18 protein-coding genes are annotated in these 15,527 nt (G+C 69.5%); 1 reads left to right on the top strand and 17 read right to left on the bottom strand.

Features of this window, described 5'->3' with window-relative positions; all coding sequences use genetic code 11:
* Positions 1-88: 88 nt before the first annotated feature.
* The 3 genes from pyrH to rpsB all read right to left on the bottom strand — a co-directional run bounded on the left by pyrH (position 89) and on the right by rpsB (position 2,906).
* Positions 89-859, bottom strand: coding sequence for a UMP kinase (gene pyrH / locus OG747_RS31635; protein ID WP_405882772.1), 771 nt, complete (start codon positions 857-859; stop codon positions 89-91).
* Between the two features lie 190 nt (positions 860-1,049).
* Positions 1,050-1,886, bottom strand: coding sequence for a translation elongation factor Ts (tsf, locus tag OG747_RS31630; protein WP_405882771.1), 837 nt, complete (start codon positions 1,884-1,886; stop codon positions 1,050-1,052).
* 96 nt (positions 1,887-1,982) lie between these two features.
* The gene (rpsB, locus tag OG747_RS31625; RefSeq protein WP_405882770.1) at positions 1,983-2,906 is read right to left on the bottom strand and encodes a 30S ribosomal protein S2; all 924 of its coding nucleotides are present in this window, start codon (positions 2,904-2,906) and stop codon (positions 1,983-1,985) included.
* A gap of 270 nt (positions 2,907-3,176) precedes the next feature.
* Between rpsB and OG747_RS31620 the strand changes: the two genes are divergently transcribed.
* Complete coding sequence (locus tag OG747_RS31620) at positions 3,177-3,818, top strand: murein hydrolase activator EnvC family protein (protein WP_405882769.1); 642 nt, start codon at positions 3,177-3,179, stop codon at positions 3,816-3,818.
* 90 nt (positions 3,819-3,908) lie between these two features.
* Here the strand turns inward: OG747_RS31620 and OG747_RS31615 are convergent, their stop codons facing one another.
* The 14 genes from OG747_RS31615 to rimM all read right to left on the bottom strand — a co-directional run bounded on the left by OG747_RS31615 (position 3,909) and on the right by rimM (position 15,428).
* Positions 3,909-4,466 carry a TetR/AcrR family transcriptional regulator gene (locus tag OG747_RS31615; RefSeq protein WP_405885785.1) on the bottom strand — a complete coding sequence of 186 codons (558 nt, stop codon included), beginning with the start codon at positions 4,464-4,466 and terminating at the stop codon, positions 3,909-3,911.
* Positions 4,467-4,707: 241 nt separating this feature from the next.
* The gene (gene whiG / locus OG747_RS31610; protein WP_405882768.1) at positions 4,708-5,550 is read right to left on the bottom strand and encodes an RNA polymerase sigma factor WhiG; all 843 of its coding nucleotides are present in this window, start codon (positions 5,548-5,550) and stop codon (positions 4,708-4,710) included.
* Between the two features lie 272 nt (positions 5,551-5,822).
* Positions 5,823-6,974 carry a DNA-processing protein DprA gene (dprA, locus tag OG747_RS31605; RefSeq protein WP_405882767.1) on the bottom strand — a complete coding sequence of 384 codons (1,152 nt, stop codon included), beginning with the start codon at positions 6,972-6,974 and terminating at the stop codon, positions 5,823-5,825.
* Positions 6,975-7,030: 56 nt separating this feature from the next.
* Positions 7,031-8,656, bottom strand: a complete 1,626-nt coding sequence (locus OG747_RS31600; protein ID WP_405882766.1) for a YifB family Mg chelatase-like AAA ATPase — start codon at positions 8,654-8,656, stop codon at positions 7,031-7,033.
* Complete coding sequence (locus OG747_RS31595; protein ID WP_405882765.1) at positions 8,656-9,027, bottom strand: YraN family protein; 372 nt, start codon at positions 9,025-9,027, stop codon at positions 8,656-8,658. The genes OG747_RS31600 and OG747_RS31595 overlap by 1 nt, the downstream gene beginning before the upstream one ends.
* A 152-nt stretch (positions 9,028-9,179) precedes the next feature.
* Positions 9,180-9,488, bottom strand: a complete 309-nt coding sequence (locus OG747_RS31590; protein WP_003965949.1) for a DUF2469 domain-containing protein — start codon at positions 9,486-9,488, stop codon at positions 9,180-9,182.
* A gap of 55 nt (positions 9,489-9,543) precedes the next feature.
* Complete coding sequence (locus OG747_RS31585; RefSeq protein ID WP_405885783.1) at positions 9,544-10,062, bottom strand: NUDIX hydrolase; 519 nt, start codon at positions 10,060-10,062, stop codon at positions 9,544-9,546.
* Position 10,063: 1 nt separating this feature from the next.
* Positions 10,064-10,807 (bottom strand): signal peptidase I, encoded by a 744-nt coding sequence (gene lepB / locus OG747_RS31580; protein WP_405882764.1) that lies wholly within the window; start codon positions 10,805-10,807, stop codon positions 10,064-10,066.
* An 81-nt stretch (positions 10,808-10,888) separates the two neighbouring features.
* Entirely contained in the window at positions 10,889-11,833 is a 945-nt protein-coding gene (gene lepB, locus OG747_RS31575) for a signal peptidase I (protein ID WP_405882763.1), read from the bottom strand.
* Positions 11,718-12,800 carry a signal peptidase I gene (lepB, locus tag OG747_RS31570; protein ID WP_405882762.1) on the bottom strand — a complete coding sequence of 361 codons (1,083 nt, stop codon included), beginning with the start codon at positions 12,798-12,800 and terminating at the stop codon, positions 11,718-11,720. The genes lepB (OG747_RS31575) and lepB (OG747_RS31570) overlap by 116 nt, the downstream gene beginning before the upstream one ends.
* Positions 12,793-13,509 (bottom strand): signal peptidase I, encoded by a 717-nt coding sequence (gene lepB / locus OG747_RS31565; protein ID WP_405882761.1) that lies wholly within the window; start codon positions 13,507-13,509, stop codon positions 12,793-12,795. Before lepB (OG747_RS31565) ends, lepB (OG747_RS31570) begins: the two co-directional genes overlap by 8 nt.
* Positions 13,510-13,554: 45 nt before the next feature.
* Positions 13,555-13,905, bottom strand: a complete 351-nt coding sequence (gene rplS / locus OG747_RS31560) for a 50S ribosomal protein L19 (RefSeq protein ID WP_054235359.1) — start codon at positions 13,903-13,905, stop codon at positions 13,555-13,557.
* A gap of 132 nt (positions 13,906-14,037) precedes the next feature.
* Complete coding sequence (gene trmD, locus OG747_RS31555; RefSeq protein WP_405882760.1) at positions 14,038-14,871, bottom strand: tRNA (guanosine(37)-N1)-methyltransferase TrmD; 834 nt, start codon at positions 14,869-14,871, stop codon at positions 14,038-14,040.
* On the bottom strand, positions 14,871-15,428 hold the full coding sequence (rimM, locus tag OG747_RS31550; protein ID WP_405882759.1) for a ribosome maturation factor RimM: 558 nt from the start codon (positions 15,426-15,428) through the stop codon (positions 14,871-14,873). Before rimM ends, trmD begins: the two co-directional genes overlap by 1 nt.
* Positions 15,429-15,527 lie beyond the last annotated feature (99 nt).

Below are 15,527 nucleotides of genomic sequence, written 5' to 3'. Positions count from 1 at the left end.
GCACGGTTCCGGACCGGCAGGACATTGTCCATCCCCCGGTCAGGGTCCGTCCTCGGTCAGGGTCGGTCCCGGTCGAGGACGCTCCCGGTCAGGCCCGGCCGCTTTGGTCACCCACGAGTGTGCCGATCTTCTCACCCTTGACGGCCCGCGCGATATTGCCCTCCGCCAGGAGCTCGAAGACCAGGATCGGCAGCTTGTTGTCGCGGCACAGCGTGATGGCGGTCATGTCGGCGACCTTGAGGTCGCGGGTGATGACCTCGCCGTAGCCGAGCGAGTCGAACTTGACGGCCTCGGGGTTGGTCTTGGGGTCGGAGTCGTAGACCCCGTCCACACCGTTCTTGCCCATCAGCAGGGCCTCGGCGTCGATCTCCAGGGCGCGCTGGGCGGCGGTGGTGTCGGTGGAGAAGTACGGCATGCCCATACCGGCGCCGAAGATGACCACACGGCCCTTCTCCAGGTGCCGTACGGCGCGCAGCGGGATGTACGGCTCGGCGACCTGCCCCATGGTGATGGCGGTCTGCACGCGGCTGTCGATGCCTTCCTTCTCCAGGAAGTCCTGGAGGGCGAGGCAGTTCATGACGGTGCCGAGCATGCCCATGTAGTCGGAGCGGGCCCGGTCCATGCCGCGCTGCTGGAGCTCGGCGCCCCGGAAGAAGTTGCCGCCGCCGATGACGACCGCGATCTGGGCGCCGCCGCGCACGACGGCCGCGATCTCGCGGGCGATCTTGTGCACCACGTCGGGGTCGACGCCCAGTCCGCCGCCGCCGGCGAACGCCTCGCCGGAAAGCTTCAGCAGAAAGCGTCCCGCGCCTTTGCCGTCGTCGGTCTTCTCGCTCTGGTCGGCCTGGGTGGTGGTCATGGAGATCTCGCCTCTTTACGTGTCGCACATACGAAGAAGGCCATTGCCGGTGGGGTGTCGTTCGCATCCCGTGCTCGGCAATGGCCTCCTCGTCAGATCTGCTGTCGTCCGCCGCGCGCGCGTGGGTGCCGGCGTCCGCGGACGACTGCTGCCGACCCTATCGGGGTCGCGCGTCGATCGCGGTACGGACTCAGATGCCGACCTTGATGCGCGAGAAGCGCTTCAGGGTGACACCGGCCTCGTCCAGGACCTTCTGGACGGACTTCTTCTGGTCCAGCGCGTAGGGCTGGCCCAGCAGGGTGGCCTCCTTGAAGAAGCCGTTGACCCGACCCTCGACGATCTTCGGGAGGGCGGCCTCGGGCTTGCCCTCGGCGCGGGTGGTCTCCTCGGCGACGCGGCGCTCGGACTCGACGACCTCGGCCGGGACGTCCTCCTTGGAGAGGTACTTCGGCGCGAAGGCGGCGATGTGCTGCGCGATGCCCTTGGCCAGGTCCGCGTCGGCCTTGTCCAGCTCGACCAGAACACCGATCTGCGGGGGCAGGTCGGGCATGGTGCGGTGCATGTACGCGGCCACGTAGGCGCCGGAGAACTGGGCGAAGCGGTCCAGGACGATCTTCTCGCCCAGGTTGGCGTTGGCCTCGTCGACGAACGCCTGAACCGTCTTGCCGGCCTCGATCTCGGAGCCGAGAAGCGCGTCCAGGTCGGCCGGAGAGGTCGCGGCGACGTGCTGCGCGATCTGGTTGGCGACGGTCTGGAACTTCTCGCCCTTGGCGACGAAGTCCGTCTCGCACTTCAGCTCGACCAGGACACCGGAGGTGTTGTCGTCGGCGATGATGGAGACCACGGCGCCGTTCTCGGCGGAGCGGCCCTCGCGCTTGGCGACGCCCTTCTGGCCCTTGATGCGCAGCGCCTCGACGGCCTTGTCGACGTTGCCGTCGGCCTCGTCCAGCGCCTTCTTGCAGTCCATCATGCCGGCGCCGGTGAGCTCACGGAGCTTCTTGACGTCGGCGGCGGTGTAGTTCGCCATGATTCCTGGAATCTCTCTCGAAGTCTGAAGATCTACGGGACGAACGGCGGGGGCTTTGTGGGCCCCCGCCGTTCACAAACCCGAAGGGGTGAGGGGTCAGGCCTGCTCGGCGTCCGCGGCGGCGGGGGCCTCGGCGGCGGGCGCCTCGGCAACCTCGGCCTCGGCCTCGGCGGCCGGAACCTCGGCCTGCTCGGCGTCGGCGACCTTCTCCGTCTCGGCGGAGGTCTGGACCTCGGCCTCGTCGGCCTTCTTCTCGCCCTCGAGCAGGTCGCGCTCCCACGCGGCGAGCGGCTCGCCCGCGGCCTTGTCACCCTCGGCCTTGCCGGCGCCCGAGCGGGAGATGAGGCCCTCGGCGACGGCGTCGGCGATCACGCGGGTGAGCAGGGTGACGGAGCGGATCGCGTCGTCGTTGCCCGGGATCTTGTAGTCGACCTCGTCGGGGTCACAGTTGGTGTCGAGGATGGCGACGACCGGGATGTTGAGCTTCCGGGCCTCGCCGACCGCGATGTGCTCCTTCTTGGTGTCCACGATCCAGACGGCGCTGGGCACCTTCTGCATCTCGCGGATACCACCGAGGGTCTTCTCCAGCTTGGCCTTCTCGCGCGAGAGCACGAGAAGCTCCTTCTTGGTGAGACCCGAGGCCGCGACGTCCTCGAAGTCGATCTGCTCGAGCTCCTTGAGGCGCTGCAGACGCTTGTAGACGGTGGAGAAGTTGGTGAGCATGCCGCCCAGCCAGCGCTGGTTGACGTAGGGCATGCCGACGCGGGTGGCCTGCTCGGCAATGGCCTCCTGCGCCTGCTTCTTCGTGCCGACGAACATGACCGTGCCGCCGTGGGCGACGGTCTCCTTGACGAACTCGTAGGCGCGGTCGATGTACGACAGCGACTGGAGCAGGTCGATGATGTAGATGCCGTTGCGCTCCGTGAAGATGAAGCGCTTCATCTTCGGGTTCCAACGACGGGTCTGGTGACCGAAGTGGACGCCGCTTTCCAGCAGCTCCCGCATCGTGACGACGGCCATGGCCGTTCTCCTTGGTGTTCTCGGTTGTGCCGCGTGTGCCGGACGGCACTCGCGCCTGACGCCCGCGATGCGCCTTGCCACGAGGGACCGAGGGGCGCTGACACCGGCTTTTGATGGCCGGGTGTCGGGGCGTGCGAAGTCGACCCGGTGACCCGGATCGCCACGAGAAGTGTACGGGACCCGCGAGGTGCAGGGTGACGCCGCTGTCCACAACCGGCCGGTAGTCCACAGATCCCTGCCGTGATCGGTCCGATGCGGGAACGTTCTCGCATGCGAGCGAAACAGTGTGTGCGTACGTGGCTGGGGTTGCTGTTGGGAATGACGGTGACCGTTCTGGGTGCGCTGACCCCGTCCGCCCTGGCCCGGACGAACGGTCCGGCGCCCCCGCCCCCCGCAGGCTCACCGGGCCCCGACGCCTCGGTCCCGACGGTCGCCCGCCTCTGGCCGGTGGGCCTGCGCCCCTCGGTCCTACGGGCCTGGGATCCCCCGCCCACGCCGTACGCCCGCGGTCACCGGGGCGTGGACCTCGCGGCCGCCCCGGGCGCACCGGTCCGCTCCGTCGCAGCCGGCCGCGTGTCCTTCGCGGGGCGCGTGGCGGGTCGTGGCGTGGTCGCCGTCGAGCTGACGGGCACGGGCACCCCGCCCCTGCGCACGACCTTCGCCCCCGTACGGGTCACGGTGCACAAGGGCGACGAGGTCGCCGCGGGAGATGTTCTGGGCACACTCGAACCCGAACCGGCCGGCTCCCACTGCGAGACGTCCTGCCTGCACTGGGGCCTGAGGAGAGACAGAACCTATCTGAACCCGCTGTCCCTGCTCCCCGCCTCGCTGCTGCACCGGGGCCCGTCCCGCTTGCTGCCGGTGATGAGGCCGCAGAGAGGGGCATCCGGGCCATGGGTACGCGTGCCGTGAGGGACGGCGCCCATCCCGAAGAGAGCGGCATCCTGCCGACGCAGGTGGGCGCGCCCGCCGCCGACGCCGGGTGCCCCAGCGACCACGGGCTCAGCCCCGAACACCCCGCAGTGCCAGCGCCACGGCCGCGTCCGTGATCGTGCCGGGATCCTCCGCCGCTCCCAGCTCAATGCGCCGCACAGCCGCATCGACCACACCCTGAAGCAGCATCGCGGCCAGCCGCGGCTCGGCGTGCCCCATCTGCCCCAGCGCATCGACGATCATCGCGACCAGCCCGCCGTGAGCCGCCCGGATCTTCTCCCGGGCCCCGGCATCGAGCTCACTCGCCGAGATGGCCACGACCGCCCGGTGCCGCCGGTCACCGACCAGGGCCAGCTGCTGCCGGACATACGCCTCGACCTTGTCCTCGGGCCCGTCCGCCGCGGCCATCGCCGCCGAGACCTCCGCGGCCCACACCGGAAAGTCGACCTCGCACAGCTCTTCGACCACAGCCGCCCGGGACCGGAAGTACTCGTACACGGACGACCGCGCAAGCCCCGTGCGCTCGGCGAGGGCCGGGAAGGTCAGCGCCTCTGTCCCGCCCTCGGACAGCAGGGACCGGGCCGCGTCCAGCAGGGCGGCTCGCTGCATCGACCGGTGCTCGGCCACGGAGGCCGCTCGAATCCTTGGCACGCCCTCCACTTTACGGACGGACCAGCCCAGGCGGCAGCCACTCCGACCACCCGAAAGAACGCGCCAAGGACAAGGCAGGCGTAGGACAAGGGCGAGGCAAGGACAGTGCGGGACGACGCAGGGACGGCGCAGGAGCAGAGCAGGGACGGTGCAAGAGCCGGGCAGGGACGGCGCAAGAGCCGGGCAGGGACGATTCAGCAGCCTGCCCCTCCCGAGGTCAGCGCCCGAAACTGGCCAGCTTCGCGCGCAGCTGGAGCACCGACTTGGTGTGGATCTGGCTGACCCGGCTCTCGGTCACCCCCAGGACGTTCCCGATCTCGGCGAGCGTGAGGCCCTCGTAGTAGTAGAGCGTGACCACGGTCTTCTCCCGCTCGGGCAGCGTGTTGATCGCCCGCGCCAGAAACCTCCGCAGCTCCCGGCCCTCGGCTACCTCCACCGGATCGTCGGCCGCGGTGTCCTCCAGCGTGTCCATCAGACTCAGCCGGTCACCGCCCTCACCGCCGACGTGCAGCAGTTCTTCCAGCGCCACCACGTTCGCCAGCGACAACTGACTGAAGACCGCGTGGAGTTCCTCCACCCCGATGCCCATCTCGGAGGCCACCTCACCCTCCGACGGCGTACGCCGCAGCCGTGCCTCGAGCGTCGCGTACGCCCGCTCCACATTGCGCGCCTTCTGCCGCACCGACCGCGGAATCCAGTCCAGCGCCCGCAGCTCGTCGATCATCGCGCCCCTGATCCGCGTGATCGCGTACGTCTCGAACTTGATCTCCCGCTCGATGTCGAACTTCTCGATCGCGTCGATCAGCCCGAACACCCCCGACGAGACGAAGTCCGCCTGCTCCACATTGGCCGGCAGCCCCACGCTCACCCGTCCCGCGACGTACTTCACCAACGGTGAGTAGTGCAGGATCAACTGCTCGCGCAGCCGCTCGTCGCCCGTCGCCTTGTACGACCGCCACAACTCGTCGAGCGTCGAGGGAGCGGGCGGCCGCACGCTACCGCCGTCGCGGGCGGCTGGGGGGATCGCCGCCCGATCGGACCCGGAAGTGTGCTGGGGCATTCGTCGCCTTGTGCCGTTCTGCCGTGAACTGTGGGTGCCTGGGTGAGCTGTCGCGCTGATGTCGAGTTGCCTGTCCTGCGTCGGAATCCACGTGAGCGTAGCGTGACTGGAGTGTTGCAGTACGCGAAGGGCAGGGGATAGGCCGTGCGCAGATACGTTCCGCTGTGCGTCCTTCGGGGTCACGTTCGTCGCCCTCCGTGATCGCCGAGAGACGCCAACTGCGGGAACTGCCAAGGCTGTCGGCGTTCGCCCGGACGGCCGAACACGGACGGTCAGCGCCCGCGACGATCATCAAGGACCGAGATCATCGCCTGGCGTGTCAACTTCCAGCCGTCGCCGTGTCGTTCGACGAAACCAAGTGATCGGAGTTCGTACAGCCTCCCGACCGCGTCGTCCGTAGTGGTCCCCGCCCCGCGCGCGATCTCCTCCGCCCCCGCGAGGCCGCGCGCGGGCAACGCGGCCAGTACGCGTCCGGCGCCCGGATCCAGCAGGTCGCGCGGCAGCACGGGCCCGCGCCGGTCCGGAGCCAGCTCGCCGATGTCGCCCACCAGCTCGACGACCTCCGCGGCGTCGGTGACCAGGAGCGCATCCCCGCGCAGCAGCTCGTGCACCCCGGCCGACAGCCCACTGGTGGCGGGCCCGGGCACCCCCATCGTGAACCTCCCCAGCCGCTGCGCCGCCCGCGCCGTGACCAGCGCACCACTTCGGTACGCGGCCTCGACGACCACGGTTCCCCGGGTGAGCGCGGCGATGACCCGGTTCCTGAGGATGAATCTGCTCGGCGTGGGATGCTCGCCGGGCGGCAACTCCCCCACGACCAGCCCCTGTTCGGCGATCCTGGTGATCAATGCGGCGTGCCCGCGCGGATAGGGCCGGTCGACGCCGCAGGCCAGCACGGCGACCGTGGCACCGCCCGCCCCCAGGGCACCTCGGTGCGCGGTGCCGTCCACCCCGTAGGCGCCGCCCGACACCACCACCCAGCCCCGCTCGGCGAGCCCGGCGCCAAGGGCGGCCGCCATATGGGCTCCGTACTCGGTACAGGCCCGCGCCCCGACCACGGCGACGGATCGCAGTGCCCATATCCGCAGGCTGGGCCGCCCCCGCACCCAGAGGCCGGTGGGCCGGGTGTCGCCGAGGTCGTCGAGTTGCGCCGGCCACTCGGGGTCCCCTGGGCACACGAATCGGGTCCCGGCCGCCCGCGCCACCGCCAGATCCCGCTCCGGGTCCGCCCGCTCGGCCCTGGCCCGCAGCCCCGCCCACCGCTTGTCCGTCACCCCCCGCGGCTGCTCCCCGTCCTCCGCGACGAGCCGCCGGACCGCCTCCGCGGCCCCGACCTCGCGGAGCCAGCGCCCGCAGATCTCGTCGCCCGGTTCGATGACACGCGCGAGAAAGGCCCGGTGGAGCCGCTCGTCCTCCCGATTCACGACCTCCTGATTCACGTCCCCCTGATTCACACCCTCCCGATGCACGTCCCCGGGGTTCACGACAACGCTCCGATCGCCATCGGCACCCCGCGCGGGACCCCGGTACGCAGTTGCAGGGCGAGGGCGACGTCCGTCGCGCCGGGCCGGTCGTGTCCCACGAGGTCCGCGACGGTCCAGGCGACGCGCAGCACCCGGTCGAGGCCACGGGCTGTCAGGACGCCTCGCTCCAGGCTCCGCTCCGCCTCGTCCATCGCGCCCAGGGACGCGTACCATCGGCTGCGCAGCTCGCGCCCCGGCACTTCACTGTTGGTCCGCCAAGGGGTGCCCGACAGACGCGCGGCGGCCCGCTCTCTGGCTGCCCGCACCCGGCCGGCGACCGTCTCGGTGGATTCGCCTCGCGCACCGCGCTCGGTCAGTTCGGAACGGGTGACGCGGTCCACCTCGACCCGCAGGTCGACGCGGTCGAGCAGGGGCCCGGAGAGCCGCGCCTGATAGCGGCGGATCACGGAGGACGGACACTCGCACAGGTCGTCCCGCTGCGAGAACCGGCCGCACGGACAAGGGTTCGCCGCCAGCACCATGAGGAACCGCGCCGGAAACCGCACCACCCCCGCGCTGCGCGCGATCACCACATGCCCCGCCTCCAACGGCTGGCGCAGCGCGTCAAGGGCCTGGCCGCTGAACTCCGGTGTCTCGTCCAGAAAGAGCACTCCCCGATGGGCCAGCGACACGGCGCCCGGCCGTGCGATCCCCTGGCCGCCGCCGACGAGCGCCTGCATGGTCGCCGAGTGGTGCGGGGCGCAGTAGGGAGCGATGTCGACCAGGGGTTTGCCGGGCGGCAGCAGGCCCGCGACCGAGTGGACGGCGGTGACCTCCAGGGATTCGCCCTTGGTGAGCCGCGGCAGGATGGCCGGCAGTCGTTCGGCCAGCATCGTCTTGCCCGCGCCCGGCGGGCCTTCCAGTAAGAGATGGTGCCCGCCCGCCGCAGCGACCTCCACGGCGGTGCGTGCCGAGTGCTGGCCCACGACGTCGGCGAGGTCATGGCCGTGCTCGTGCTGGGCCGCGCCCAGGCTGTGCATGCCGGTGGCCGCGCCGGTGCCCGGCATGCGCAGTCCTGCCATCAGCGGATCCGGCCGCCCCTGTTCGTCGGGATCCTCCTCGGGCACCGGCTCGTCCGTGAGCACCGCGATCAGCTGGCGCAGACTGCGCACCCCGAGCACCGAGATCCCCGGCACGAGGGAGGCCTCGGCCGCCGCACACTCGGGCACCACCACCTGCTCGTACCCCGCGTCCGCCGCGGCGAGGACCGCCGGCAGCACGCCTCGCACCGGCCGTACGCGTCCGTCGAGCCCCAGCTCGCCGATCATCACGATGTCGGAGAGCACCCGTGGATCGATCCGCTCGGCAGCCCCCAGCACCGCGCACGCGACGGCCAGATCGAAACCGCTGCCACCCTTGGGTACCGATGCCGGGCTCAGGCCGACCGTGAGCTTCTTCTGGGGCCACGCCGAGCCGGAGTTCACCACCGCCGCCCGAACCCGGTCCTTGCTCTCCGTCAGACTCTTGTCGGGTAGGCCGACCAGGGTGAACGTCGCGACGCCCGGCTCCAGGTCCGCCTGGACCTCGACCACCACGCCCTCGACGCCGACGAGGGCCACGGCACACGTACGCGCGAATCCCATCAGGCCACCCCCCGCGCGTGCTCGACCACGGGTGCGCCGCGGTCGGGGAGGACGACGCCGATCAGATCGATGCGGACGCCACCGGGTGGGGCTCCGCCGTGTTCCTGGAGCCAGCGTTCGGCCAGGCCGCGCAGGCGCTGCGCCTTGGCCGGGGTGACGGCCGCCATCGGGTGCTCGAAGACGCCCGTCTTACGGGTCTTGACCTCGCAGACGACAAGCGCGTCGCCGTCGCGGGCCACGATGTCGATCTCGCCGGTCCTGCCGAAGCGCCAGTTGCGCGCCAGGACCGTCATCCCGGTCTGGGTCAGCCGCCGCGCGGCCAGCTCCTCGCCGTACCTGCCGAGTGCCTTGCGTGCCTCGGGTGTGTTCATGTCGGCACCACCTCCGGCGCCAACACTGAGGCCACTTCGACTCGCTATTGGATCTTGGTGGACAAGCGGCCGATTGTGGACAATTCCGTCACCCACACGAGGGATCTCGGCCTGTCCTCGGCCGCCCGGGCGGCCACCGCGGCCATCGGCCGTCACCCGCCCGGCAGCTCCAAATCGCTCTTGTTCAGCTCCTCAATATTCACGTCCTTGAACGTGAGGACGCGCACCTGCTTCACGAAGCGAGCGGGCCGGTACATGTCCCACACCCAGGCGTCCGCCATGGACACCTCGAAAAACACCTCACCCTGGACCGAGTGCACCTGCATCTCGTAGTCATTGGTGAGGTAGAAGCGCCGTTCGGTCTCGATCACATATTTGAACAGACCGACGACATCGCGGTACTCCCGATAGAGCTTCAGCTCCATCTCGGTCTCGTACTTCTCGAGGTCCTCGGCGCTCATGGCATGTTCCCCTTCAGCCGTGCGTCCCCCTATTGTGCGCCAGCCCCGCGAGCCTCTAGACGATTTCCGTGTCGAGGATCTCGGGCCTGGCCGGGGGACCCTCGTCGAGCAGCCTGCGCAGCAGCCCGGCGAGCCTGGTCGGATACACCGTCTCATGTGCCTCGGTCAGTTCCTGGCACGTCCACCACCGCGCTCCGGCGACACTGCGCCGTTCCAGCTCCGTCAGCCCGGTGGCGACGGTGTCCATCTGGGTCGTACGGGCCAGGAAATACCATTCGTCCTGGTCCCAGCGGCGCCCCGCGAAGGGGAAGGAACACCTGCGCCGCCACAGCACCGGACCCAGCTCGACCTCGGTGATGCCGGTCTCCTCCGCGAGTTCCCGCAGTGCGGCCTCCTCACGTGTCTCGTCGCCCTCCAAGCCGCCGCCGGGCGTGAACCACCAGTCGTCCGCCGGATCCTCCGGCTCGTGACCGTGCAACAGCAGGATGCGGCCCTGCGCGTCGAGCAGCACGACCCGGGCCACTTTCCGTGGTCCGCCGTCGTACGTCTCCTCGACGGAACCTCCGTGCGACATCTCAGCCGGCAACGGCCGGCTCCGGCCGCGTCCGGCCGCGTCGGCCCAGGAGCGCGGCGATCGGCCCGTACGACGCCCCGCCCAGCACGAGCACCGCGCCGGCCACCACGGCCGTGAGCACCAGCCGCAGCGGGCCCGGCGACGAGATGCCGCCGAGCGCCTCGAAGCCCGTGGGGCGGGCCAGCATGCCGTTCATCGGCCAAGCCACGGCGTCGACACGGGCCTTCACCGCGCTGCGCGGCACCGTGCCGTTGAAGGCCTCCGTGAGGTGGGCCGTGGAGTCCAGCGAGCCGCTGCGCTCGTCGCCGAGCAGGAACAGGCGGCCCGCGGGCACGTCGACGGTCGGGATCTGGAACGTCTCGGCGGCCGCGCCCTTGGGGAGATACGGTTCATCGATCTGCTTGCCGTTGACAGTCAGCTTGCCGTTCGTGCAGCAGGCGACCGTGTCTCCGCCGACCGCGACGACCCTCTTGACGATGAGCATGTCGCCCCAGCTCTTCTGCTTGAAGACGATGACGTCACCACGCTTGACGTCACCACCGTCGATCCGCTCGGCCAGGACGTGGTCGCCGACCTTGATGGTCGGTGTCATCGACGCGGTGGGCACGGTGTACGGCTGGTAGACGATCGCGCCCCAGACGAAGCCGCCGAGAAAGAGCACACAGCCGAGGGCCACGGCCAGTCCCGACAGCACACTGCCGAGCCGTCCGCGGCCCTCGTCCGTACGTCCTGACGTCCTGCTCATCCCAGTGCTCCCCCAATTCGGAGAATCGATCCCACGGCCCCAGCTGCGGGCCGCGGAAGATCGGCGATCTGGGACGGCACCCTACCCGGCGGTACCCCGCCCAGAAACCCTCGGGTTTCCGGCGGTAAGGCGACGCCTGCGCCACAGCACCAGCGGCACCGCGCCGGCCAGTCCGAGCGCGCCGGGAGCGGCCGCGCTGAGGTTCTGGTCGAAGGTGTCCGGGATCGGCAGCGTGTCCCAGCGAGTGGGCGGCCAGGCGATCACGATGGCGCGGCCGACGACATTGCCCACGGGCACGAAGCCCTGGTGCGCGTCCTGCTGATGGTAGCGGGAGTCCAGCGAGTTCTGCCGGTGGTCACCCATGACCCAGATTTTGCCCTTGGGTACCGTCACCTTGAACTGGCCGCCCTGGTCGTCGACACTGCACGGGGTGTTCCCGGCGTACACGTACGCCTCGTCCAGCACCTTGCCGTTGACCTTCAGCGGGCCCGTGCCCTTGCACTCGATGGTGTCACCGCCGACGCCGATGACCCTCTTGATGAGGTCCTTCTCGTTGGCGGACGGCATCAGGCCGATCTTGCTGAGGAACGTCTGCACGGCGTTCGGGTTGGGCGTCGGCTCGCCCGCCAGCCAGTTGTCGGGGTCGTGGAAGACGACGACCTCGCCGCGCGAGGGCTCCGAGCCGAACCACGGGGTGAGCTTGTCGACGAGAACGCGGTCACCCTGCTGGAGGGTGTTCTGCATCGAGTCCGAGGGAATCGAGAACGCCTGCACCAGGAAAGTCTTGATCAGCAGCGCGAGAACGAGCGCGATACCGATGAGAAGCGGGAGCTCCTTCCAGAAGGAGCGCGGCTTCTTGGGCTTCGGCTCCTGCTCGCCCTGCTCCTTCGTTCCGCCACCGTCCCCGGAGTCACTCCCGGAGCTCGCGACGTCGTTCGTGGCCGGGGTGGCCGATCCGTCGGGTCGCTCCGGTTGCTCCTCGGGACCATCGTGTCCGGATCGTGCGCCGACCGCCAAATCCCCCACATCCACTCCTCACTCTGTGCCGCCGCCTGCTCCGGATCCGGCGCAGGCCCACCACTCCCATAACGAGCGGGAGTTCCGCAGGGGTCGGGAGCGGGATCAATCCATTCAGATCCGCGGAGGCCACCCTATGCGACGGGCCGAGGGCGGTGGTCGACCCGCTCGGCACGGACGCGTACGTGTCCGGCTCCTCCAGACGGGTCCAGTGTCCGAAGGGCCAGGCGATGACCATGGCTCTGCCGACGACCGACTTCTCGGATACGGTGCCGCCGTATTTCTCGGTGCGGTGGTAACGGGAGTCGGCGGAGTTCGCCCGGTGGTCGCCCATCACCCAGAGGCGGCCTTTGGGCACGGTCTCTTCGAAGGCGAAGTCCGACGGCTTGTTTCCGGTGTGGATGTACGGCTCATTGAGCGGCATGCCGTTGACCGTCACGCGCCCTTGGGTGTCGCAGCACTTGACGGTGTCGCCGCCGACCGCGACGACCCGCTTGATCAGGTCCTTGTCGTTGTCGGAGGGCAGCAGGCCGATGGCCGTCAGTCCTTCTTTGACCTGCTTGACGACGACAGGGTCGTTCTTCTTGGTGGTCTTCTCCCCGGCGAGCCAGTCCCCGGGGTCCTTGAAGACGACGACGTCGCCACGCTGGGGCTTGGAGCCGAACCATGGCGTGAACTTGTCGACGAGCACGCGGTCGCCGATCTGGATGGTGCTCTCCATGGAGCCCGACGGGATCACGAAGGCCTGGACGAGGAAGGTCTTGAGGACGAGGGCTATGAGCACCGCGACGCCCACCAGGAGGGGTATCTCCTTGATCGCGGAGCGTCGGCGGCGCCGCTTGACCTTGCGCTGGAGCTTGCGGCGCTCGGCGCGGCCGGGCCGGGCCGCGCCGCCGGCGGCGCGCCGGGTTCCGGTGGGCAGCAGGTTGTCGGCGGCGTGGTCGGAGACTCCGCGCGGCTTGCCACGGTTACCCATGGGCACCACCCCCGGCCGGCACGCGCGCGTAGGCGCCGGGACGCTGCAGCCGGGTCCAGTGGCCCGCAGGCCAGGCGATCCAGTCGGCTCTGCCGATCACGTCACCGACGGGGATCATGCCGCCGCCGGGGGACCCCAGGTGGTCGCGGGAGTCGCTCGAGTCGCTGCGGTGGTCGCCGAGGAGGAACAGACTGCCGTCGGGCACGACGACGTCGAAGGACACGTCGGACGGGCTGTCCCCCGGATACAGAAACGTCGACTCGTCGACCGATCGGCCGTTCACCTCGAGCCTCCCTTCCTTGTCGCAGCAGACCACGTGGTCTCCTCCTACACCCACGACGCGCTTGATGTAGTCGGCGTTCCCGAAATACCCAGTGCCGTCGAACACAACGACGTCGCCCCGCACCGGCTCAGCACCGAAACGGTACGCCAACTTGTCTACGAGAACGCGGTCCCCGATCCTCAATCCGCGCTCCATCGAGCTGCTGGGAATCTCGAACGGCTGCATCACAAAGTTGCTGAAGAGCACCAGGAACAACAGGCAGATCAGCACGGTCAGAGTGATCCGCCCGCCTGGGAGCCAGTCCGCGGCCCGGGCCGCCAACGCGAAACGCGACCGGCCCTCCGGCCCCTCTGGGTCCGAGATCTCCTCGGACTCGGAAGGGCGGGAGGAGCGGTCGCGCTCCGTGTGCTGTGCTTCGGTGTCCATCGGAGCCAGATGTTATCCGGCATCCATATGAACCCCTGTGCGAACTCAGTTGTCGCGCTTCTCCTTGATCTTCGCGGCCTTGCCGCGCAGGTCACGCAGGTAGTACAGCTTCGCGCGACGCACGTCACCACGGGTGACGAGCTCGATCTTCTCGACGATCGGGGTGTGCACCGGGAAGGTGCGCTCGACGCCGACCGAGAAGGAGACCTTGCGGACCGTGAAGGTCTCCCGGACACCGGCGCCCTGGCGACGGATGACTACGCCCTTGAACTGCTGCACACGGGAGCGGTTGCCCTCGATGACGCGAACGTGGACGTTGACGGTGTCACCCGGGCGGAAGGCCGGGATGTCGCTGCGCAGCGACGCACTGTCGACGGAGTCGAGCAGGTGAGACATTTTGTCTGCTTTCTTCGTTGATGCCACAGGTCATCAACGGGAGATAGTGTTCCAAGATGATGCTGTCGCGTCGGGGCGGGCGTCGTGTCCCCCTGTGGCAGGGGCGCATACCAGACGACGTACAACAGCCGCCTATTCTTCCACGGCCTCTGGCCTGCGCCAAAATCGGCCGTGCGGCTCCCCTTCGGGATCCGGGGCCCAGCCCAGGATCGAGAGCATTTCGCGGTCCTTCTTGTCGAAGACGGAAGGGTCGCAGCGCTCGATGAGATCGGGCCGGTTCGCCGTCGTACGGCGCAGGGCCTCGTCGCGGCGCCAGCGGGCGATCTTGCCGTGGTGGCCGCTGAGCAGCACCTCGGGGATCTCCCGGCCGCGCCACGCGGGGGGCTTGGTGTAAACGGGCCCCTCCAGGAGGTTGGCCATGGCCCCGGGGGCGAAGGAGTCGTCCCGGTGGGACTCGGCGTTGCCGAGGACACCCGGCAGCAGCCGCGCCACGGCCTCCGTGACGACGAGTACGGCCGCCTCGCCGCCGGCGAGTACGTAGTCCCCGATGGACACCTCGTAGACGGGCATCCGGGTGGCGTATTCGTCGATGACGCGGCGGTCGATGCCCTCGTAGCGGGCGGGTGTGAAGACCAGCCAGGGGCGCTCGGAGAGCTCGACGGCCAGTTCCTGGGTGAAGGGGCGCCCGCTCGGGGTGGGGACTACCAGTACCGGCCCGTGGGAGCCCGTCTCGTAGCCGTCCGCCAGGACGGAGTCCAGGGCGTCGCCCCAGGGCTCGGTTTTCATGACCATGCCGGGGCCGCCGCCGTACGGAGTGTCGTCGACCGTGTTGTGACGGTCGTACGTCCACCCCCGAAGATCATGCACGTGCACATTCAGCTGCCCACGCGCGCGTGCCTTGCCGACGAGCGAGACGTTCAGGGGTTCCAGGTACTCGGGGAAGATCGTGACGACGTCGAGCCGCATCAGGCGTCTTCTCCGGAGGCGTCGTCCCTGGACGAAGCGACCTCTGCCCGGTCGTCGATCAGACCCGGGGGCGGGTCGACGACGGCCCGCTGCTCCTCCAGGTCGATCTCGGTGACGATCTCCTCGACGAACGGGATCATGACCTCGGTCCCGTCCGGCCGTTCGACCACGAACAGGTCCTGCGAGGGCAGGTGCGAGATCTCGGTGATCCGCCCGACCTCCACCCCGTCCTTGGTGACCACGTCCAGGTCCATCAGCTGGTGGTCGTAGTACTCGTCCGGGTCCTCGGGCTGCTCGTCCGGGTCCACCTCGGCGATGAGCAGGGTGTTGCGCAGCGCCTCGGCGGCATTCCGGTCACGTACGCCTTCGAATCGCAGCAGGAGACGGCCACTGTGTACGCGGCCGGTCTCGATGGTCAGCGGTCCGGCGGAAGCCGGATCGGTGAGCAGGACGGCACCGGGCCCGAGCCTGAGTTCCGGCTCGTCCGTACGTACCTCGACAGTGACCTCGCCCTTGATGCCGTGGGCGCGGCCGACGCGAGCGACTACCAGCTGCACTGTGCTTGATCTCCTGACGTGTGCCTACGGCGTTACTTCGTAGACGACTACGGGCCGGGGACGGCTCGTAAGCCCTCCCCGGCCCGAGCCGGTGCTGCC

Source organism: Streptomyces sp. NBC_01384, from assembly GCF_045040035.1.
GTDB lineage: Bacteria > Actinomycetota > Actinomycetes > Streptomycetales > Streptomycetaceae > Streptomyces.
This window is presented reverse-complemented; position numbering and strand designations above follow the sequence as displayed.